The 7,243-nt window shown below is 37.9% G+C and carries 7 protein-coding genes; all 7 read right to left on the bottom strand.

What is annotated here, in order from left to right; all coding sequences use genetic code 11:
* Positions 1–9: 9 nt before the first annotated feature.
* The 7 genes from glnA to miaA all read right to left on the bottom strand — a co-directional run bounded on the left by glnA (position 10) and on the right by miaA (position 7,077).
* Complete coding sequence (gene glnA / locus V7164_RS24715; protein ID WP_335355544.1) at positions 10–1,344, bottom strand: type I glutamate--ammonia ligase; 1,335 nt, start codon at positions 1,342–1,344, stop codon at positions 10–12.
* Between the two features lie 35 nt (positions 1,345–1,379).
* The gene (locus V7164_RS24720) at positions 1,380–1,778 is read right to left on the bottom strand and encodes a MerR family transcriptional regulator (RefSeq protein WP_335355545.1); all 399 of its coding nucleotides are present in this window, start codon (positions 1,776–1,778) and stop codon (positions 1,380–1,382) included.
* Between the two features lie 146 nt (positions 1,779–1,924).
* Complete coding sequence (locus V7164_RS24725) at positions 1,925–3,193, bottom strand: aminotransferase class I/II-fold pyridoxal phosphate-dependent enzyme (protein WP_335355546.1); 1,269 nt, start codon at positions 3,191–3,193, stop codon at positions 1,925–1,927.
* Positions 3,194–3,206: 13 nt separating this feature from the next.
* Positions 3,207–4,463, bottom strand: a complete 1,257-nt coding sequence (gene hflX / locus V7164_RS24730) for a GTPase HflX (protein ID WP_335355547.1) — start codon at positions 4,461–4,463, stop codon at positions 3,207–3,209.
* A 187-nt stretch (positions 4,464–4,650) separates the two neighbouring features.
* Complete coding sequence (gene spoVK / locus V7164_RS24735) at positions 4,651–5,598, bottom strand: stage V sporulation protein K (protein ID WP_335355548.1); 948 nt, start codon at positions 5,596–5,598, stop codon at positions 4,651–4,653.
* A gap of 261 nt (positions 5,599–5,859) precedes the next feature.
* Positions 5,860–6,090 (bottom strand): RNA chaperone Hfq, encoded by a 231-nt coding sequence (hfq, locus tag V7164_RS24740; protein ID WP_066288744.1) that lies wholly within the window; start codon positions 6,088–6,090, stop codon positions 5,860–5,862.
* Positions 6,091–6,117: 27 nt separating this feature from the next.
* On the bottom strand, positions 6,118–7,077 hold the full coding sequence (gene miaA, locus V7164_RS24745; protein WP_335355549.1) for a tRNA (adenosine(37)-N6)-dimethylallyltransferase MiaA: 960 nt from the start codon (positions 7,075–7,077) through the stop codon (positions 6,118–6,120).
* Positions 7,078–7,243 lie beyond the last annotated feature (166 nt).

Below are 7,243 nucleotides of genomic sequence, written 5' to 3' on the forward strand. Positions count from 1 at the left end.
TTTGAATGTTTAATACATCGTCATATACTGCTCCCGCTCCCAAGGATGGACTTGCGTGCGGAACATATCCCACTCAATCTCTTTTGCCTCTACAAAGTGTTCAAAAATATGTCCGCTCAACGCTGAAACGATAATCTCATTTGCTTTCAGCTTATCAAGTGCTTCTGCTAATGTAGATGGAAGATCATCAATTCCTTCAGCCATTCTTTCTTCCTTACTCATAACATAAATATTTCTGTCAACTGATGCCGGTGGAGTAAGGCTATTCTTTATCCCATCCAGACCAGCCTTTAATAATACAGCCATAGCAAGATAAGGGTTTGCTGCCGGATCAACACTGCGAACCTCTACACGTGTGCTTATTCCTCTTGATGATGGTATACGCACTAATGGTGAACGGTTCTGTGCTGACCAAGCTACATAGCATGGTGCTTCATACCCTGGCACCAAACGCTTATAGGAGTTTACTGTTGGATTTGTGACAGCTGTAAAGCCTGTCGAATGCTTCAGAATACCAGCAATAAATTGACGTGCATAATCACTTAGCTGCAAATCTCCTTTTTCATCAAAGAAGGCATTTTTCCCTTCTTTAAATAGTGACACATTGCAGTGCATCCCTGAACCTGCGACACCGAAAAGTGGCTTTGGCATAAACGTAGCATGAAGGCCATGTTTACGGGCAATTGTTTTTACTACTAATTTAAAAGTTTGGATTTGGTCACATGCCGTCAAAGCATTTGCGTATTTGAAATCAATTTCATGCTGTCCTGGAGCCACCTCATGGTGAGATGCTTCAATTTCAAATCCCATTTCCTCCAGTTCAAGAACGATATCGCGACGGCAATTTTCACCCAGATCTGTAGGCGCAAGGTCAAAGTAGCCGCCATTATCATTTAGCTCAAGTGATGGATCTCCATTTTGATCAAGCTTGAATAAGAAGAATTCTGGCTCTGGTCCAAGATTGAAATCCGTAAAGCCCATTTCTTCCATTTCTTTTAATATACGCTTCAAATTATTTCTTGGGTCCCCTTGGAATGGTGTTCCATCTGCATTATGAATATCACAGATTAGACGTGCAACCTTTCCCTTTTCAGCAGTCCACGGAAAGACAACCCATGTATCAAGATCAGGAAATAAATACATATCTGATTCCTCAATACGAACAAATCCTTCAATGGAGGAACCATCAAACATCATTTTATTGCCAAGTGCTTTTTCTAGCTGACTGATTGGGATTTCAACGTTTTTAATCGTTCCTAAGATATCAGTAAACTGGAGACGAATAAATTTAACGTTTTCTTCTTCTGAAATTCTTTTTATGTCTTCTTTGGTGAATTTTGGCATAAATAAGTTCCTCCTTAGTAGTTAAACAAAAATCGTTAATGAAAAAAACGATTCATATTTCCTTGATGGGATGACGGTAAATGAAATCTTCCTGCCCTCACAATTTCCTTGCGCAAATGTCTCCTAATTTCATCATTTGAAATCTCTCGTACTGCTTTTTCATCTTTAAATAGATCTGCAGGCTTCTGATCTTTGATAAAAAATAGCTGTTTAATCCCAGCCATATTTACACCTTGGTCAATGAGATCTTTAATTTCTAGAAGCTTATCAATATCATTTAGTGAGAACATTCTTCTATTGCCATCTGTTCTTGCTGGAGAAATCAATTGGTGCTCCTCATAGTACCGAATTTGACGTGCAGATAATTCGGTTAATTGCATGACTGGGCCAATTGGGAAAAGCGGCATGGAACGGCGAATCTTGCTTCCAGTCACTTATTTCTCCTCCCTTTTCTTATTTAAAAATAAATATATACCAATGTTAGGTCTCTTGTCAATTAGATGTTAGGTTTTCTAACATGGAAATTTTTAAAAAAGAAAAGGACAGCTTATATAGTCACTGTCCTTAGTTTGTACACTAATTAAATTTGAATGAAACCCTTTTCGATCAACCCATTTATGGCAGTACAAACGGCAATTTTTACATGGGAATAAGTGAGTCCGCCTTGAACATACGCCACATAAGGCGGTCTAATCGGGCCATCTGCTGACAGCTCAATACTTGCTCCTTGTACAAAAGCTCCAGCTGCCATAATCACCTCATCCTCATATCCAGGCATCGCACTTGGATACGGAGTAACATGGGAATTAATTGGAGCAGCATATTGAATAGCCTGACAAAAAGCAATCATTTTATCACGGTCATCAAATTGGACTGACTGAATTAAGTCCGTTCTTTTTGCATCCCATTTTGGTGAAGAATTCATTCCAAGCCTTTCTAAAAATGCAGAAGTAAAAACCGCTCCCTTTAGTGCTTGGCCGACAATGTGAGGGGCTAGGAAAAAGCCCTGATACATTTCTTGGAGACTGTATAAAGAGGCACCGGCTTCCGCACCGATTCCTGGGGAAGTCATGCGATAGGAGCAGGCCTCTACCCACTTCTCTTTCCCAACAATATAGCCCCCTGTTTTAGCAAGTCCTCCACCAGGGTTTTTAATCAATGAACCAGCCATTAAATCAGCTCCAACATGGCATGGTTCTTTTGTCTCAACAAATTCTCCATAGCAATTATCGACAAAAACAACAACATCTGATTTAATTTCCTTCACGAATTTGATCATTTCTTCAATCTGAGCAATAGTAAAGGAAGGTCTAGTGGCGTACCCTTTTGATCGTTGAATACCGATCATTTTTGTGTGAGGTTTAATTGCCTTTGCTACAGCTTCATAATCAACTGATCCATCTGCCAGTAAATTAACAGCATTATATGTAATTCCGAATTCCTTCAAAGAACCAACGCCATTGCCCCTTAGACCCACTATTTCTTCTAATGTGTCATATGGTTTCCCCGTAATATATAGCAGTTCATCTCCAGGACGAAGTACCCCGAATAAGGCAATGGAGATGGCATGTGTTCCAGAAATAATTTGTGGACGGACGACTGCAGATTCTCCTCCAAATACTTCAGCATAGATCCTTTCTAAAGTATCCCTGCCTATATCATCATAGCCATATCCAGTCGTTGGAATAAAATGAGAATCACTCACCCGATTGTTTTGAAAGCTGTTAAGCACACGAAATTGATTTTCATCAATCCTATTATCAATACCTTTTAATACATTAGCAATTTGCTGCTCAATTTCAGTAACAATCGGCTGCAACTTTTCCCCATTTGATAACTGTTGAAACATGATGTTCTCCTATCTACACTTTATATTTATGTAACTGCCCAGCAATATGGTGGTTTTCTAAATAATAGCCCTTACAAACATAAATTTGCTTTTCTTCATCGAAAAATAATTCCCGTAATATCGTTTCATTTTTGAGCTGGGACAGAAGCTTTCCTTCTGAGGAAGAAACCTCTACATGATAAAAACTCATCATTTCCAGAACTATTTCTTCTATTGTGCTTTTTAACTGATTGCGGTCTTGCTCTTCAAATGCACTGATTAGAATCGACTTTGTGTTTGCAATTGGAACAAAATCCAAGTGTTTAATATCCCGCTTATTATATACAGTCAATTGTGGAATTTTTTCGTTTTCAAGTTCCTTTAATAACTCATTAACCGTTTCTTCATGCTGATAATAATCTGGGCTTCCACTATCAACAACATGCAGGATTAAATCTGCCTCCCTAACCTCTTCAAGGGTCGATCGAAAAGCAGCTATTAGGGTGGTTGGCAAATCTTGAATAAAACCTACTGTATCCGTTAGGAGAGTCATAAAGCCACTTGGCATAATTAACTTTCTAGTCATCGGATCAAGGGTTGCAAATAACTGGTTTTCTTCAAAGGAATCTGCCTCAGTTAGTCTGTTAAACAATGTCGATTTCCCAGCATTCGTATAGCCTACTATCGCGATTTGAAATGCTTTGTTCTTTTTTCTTCTTTCTCTATACCTGTCACGATGCTGAACAATAACAGATAGCTGGTTCCTAATTTCATTGATGCGATTGCGAATATGTCGTCTGTCCGATTCTAATTTCGTTTCACCTGGTCCTCTAGTTCCAATTCCACCTCCAAGTCTTGAAAGCTGGGTTCCCTGGCCTGTCAATCTTGGCAGCAAGTATTGCAGCTGGGCTAATTCGACTTGCAGCTTCCCTTCTTTAGAACGTGCCCTCTGTGCAAATATATCTAAGATTAATTGAGTCCGATCAATTATTTTCGCATCTACAGCTGCTGCAAGATTTCGAACTTGACTTGGTGATAATTCATCATTAAAGATAATTATATCTGCATCTATTTCTTCTTGGAGGGCCGTTAATTCCTCAACCTTGCCCTTTCCAATATATGTAGCCGAGTGAATGCGATCACGTTTTTGCGTTAAGGTTGCAACGACTTTTCCTTTTGCTGTCTCAGTTAAAGAGCCTAATTCTTCTATCGAATAGGCATATTGCTGATCATCTTCTTTTGTCTGACATCCTACAAGAATTACTTTTTCAAAGTTATGCTTTTGCTCCAATCAGCATCCTTCTTTCCCTGGTATACTCTTTTACAAAAATCACTTAATACTATCATAACAAAATCAATAATTTAACTCTAATTTCTGTTCGTTTAACGTTATATTTTCGAAAGATAGCTGACTACATTTTAAAGAATCTCTCTTTGCAAATTGAAAAGGATTCCTGTTAAGTGGAATCCTTCTAATATTAACCCTCATCAAATACTAAGTCATTGCTTCGGATTCTTACCAATTCATGCCTATCATAGCTATTCTGTATTAACAGCCTCATCGCCTGAGCCCTTATCGACTTTTCAATGACGTTTCGAATATACCTGCCATTGGAGAAGCTTACTGGATTTAAATGAGTTTTAATCCATAGTAAATGGTCATGCAGCTTTTTTTCCGCTTCATGGCTTAACGTATATTCTCGATCCCTTAACATTCTGTCTCCAATTTCCATGAGCTGTGTAACGGAGTAATCCGGAAAGTCAATCACTAATGGAAAGCGAGAATGCAATCCAGGATTTAAGGTGAGAAAGTAATCCATTTCCCTTGAATAGCCTGCAAGGATTAGAATAAATTCATGCTGCTTATCCTCCATATGCTTAACAAGAGTATCGATGGCTTCCTTTCCAAAATCCTTCTCTCCGCCTCTTCCAAGTGAATAAGCTTCATCAATAAACAAGATCCCGCCTATAGCCTTTTTTATCAAATCCCTCGTCTTCTGTGCCGTATGGCCAATATATTCACCAACGAGATCCGCACGTTCAGCTTCAATTAAATGCCCTTTTGATAAAACATTCATTTTTTGAAAAAGTTTTCCGATTAATCTGGCAACCGTTGTCTTACCAGTGCCAGGATTTCCTTTAAACATCATATGAAGCGCCTGTTTTCCTGCCTTTAGGCCCGCATCCTCACGTTTTTTATTCACATATATCCATGCATAAATTTCCTTAATCATTCTTTTCATTTCTTCCATTCCTACAAGAGCACCTAATTCTTCTTCTATATCTTTTAGTGCTGTATGCTCCGGTGGAATTACCTTAGGTAAGGGTTGAGTTTCAGGCAGTTCTTTCGTCAATGTTTTACGATTTTGTGAATTAAGGACGATGCTAATCTGTCCATTATTCTTCATTCGAATTGGCTGGTCCAAAAGCTTTCACCTCACGTTCTCAAAAACAGTATACGCTTAGAAGTTTAGATTGTGACAAAAGCCTATTTTCTTTCATAGAATCATAAAATGCCCTCTTACTCTTATTTAAAAAATTCCTTATCTATATGTATTCATTTGTTTCTTACTTCATTAAAGATTTTTGTAAAAGCCTAATTTACACCCTGTCCTGATTGAATACCGCTAAAAATAAAAGGGTTCCGCTTTCAAAGAAGCAGAACCCTTATTCAATGCGGATAAGAATTATTGGTTTTCCATATCGATTTGAACATTGCGCTGAGGCGCGAATGTAGAAATTGCATGTTTATATACAAGCTGTTGCTTTCCTTCAGATTCAAAAAGAACCGTGAAATTATCAAAGCCCTTTATTTGGCCTCTAATTTGGAACCCGTTTAATAAAAACACGGTTACATTTGTATTTTCCTTCCGAAGCTGGTTTAAAAATTGGTCTTGAATATTAATAGATGTTTTCATCTTATATCCTCCTCTTTTATCTCTACTCTATGTATTCGATTTTATTTGCAGCTTTCCTTCAATATGCGTTGAAATTTCCGCAAGTTTTTTTTCAATTATGCCGGTGTTGACAACATCCGACATATCAAACCAATCAACATTCATTTTATTTCGAAACCATGTCAGCTGCCTTTTTGCATATCGGCGGGAATTCTGCTTTAACTGAGAGGTCGCTTCCTCTAATGAAATGCTATGACTAAAATATTCATAGAGTTCCTTATAGCCAATTGCCTGAATCGATTGGCAATCCTTTATATCCTGATTAAATAACCTTTCAACCTCTTCAAGGAGTCCTTCCTTAATCATTAAATCCACTCTAGTATTGATTCGCTGATATAATATCTCCCTATCCATTGTTAGCCCAATTATAGCTGTATTATACATAAGCTCAGGCTTCTGGTTTTCCTGTAATTCGTTTATCGTTTTACCAGTACAATGATAAACTTCCAACGCTCTAATGACTCGGCGGACATTATTAGGATGAATTCTTTCTGCGCTTTCGGGATCAACCTTGCTCAATTCTAGATGCACACTTTCATTTCCTTCGGCCTCTGCCTTTTTTTCAAGCATTTGTCGAAAATCATCATCAGAAGGGGCATCTGAGAAGTGATAATCATAAATAACGGATTGGATATACAAGCCAGTTCCACCAACAATCATCGGCAGTTTCCCTCTTAATGAAATCTCAGAGATTTTTTCTCTGACAAGCTCCTGAAATTCTGCAACAGAAAAAGGCTCCTTTGGATCTTTAATATCAATTAAATGATGAGGAATTCCTTCCATTTCATCCTTTTTAATTTTTGCTGTGCCAATATCCATTCCTTTATAGATCTGCATTGAATCACCGCTAATAATTTCTCCATTGAACCTTTTAGCCAATTCAATACTTAGCTTCGTTTTCCCAACCGCAGTTGGACCAATAAGCACAACAAGCTTTTCTTTTTCCATTAATCTGTTCACACTGCCTTTATTGAACTACCTAAGTTAAAAGCACCTCATTACGTTTTGACGAAAAGGCGCTATCCCCCCTATAGTATCATAAACATGAACTACTTTCAGTGGTTATGAATGTAAATAATGGATTCGTTTTTCACATTTAAACATTATTGACTTG

The sequence above is a fragment of the Bacillus sp. JJ1474 genome (assembly GCF_036965225.1).
Taxonomy (GTDB): domain Bacteria; phylum Bacillota; class Bacilli; order Bacillales; family Cytobacillaceae; genus Cytobacillus.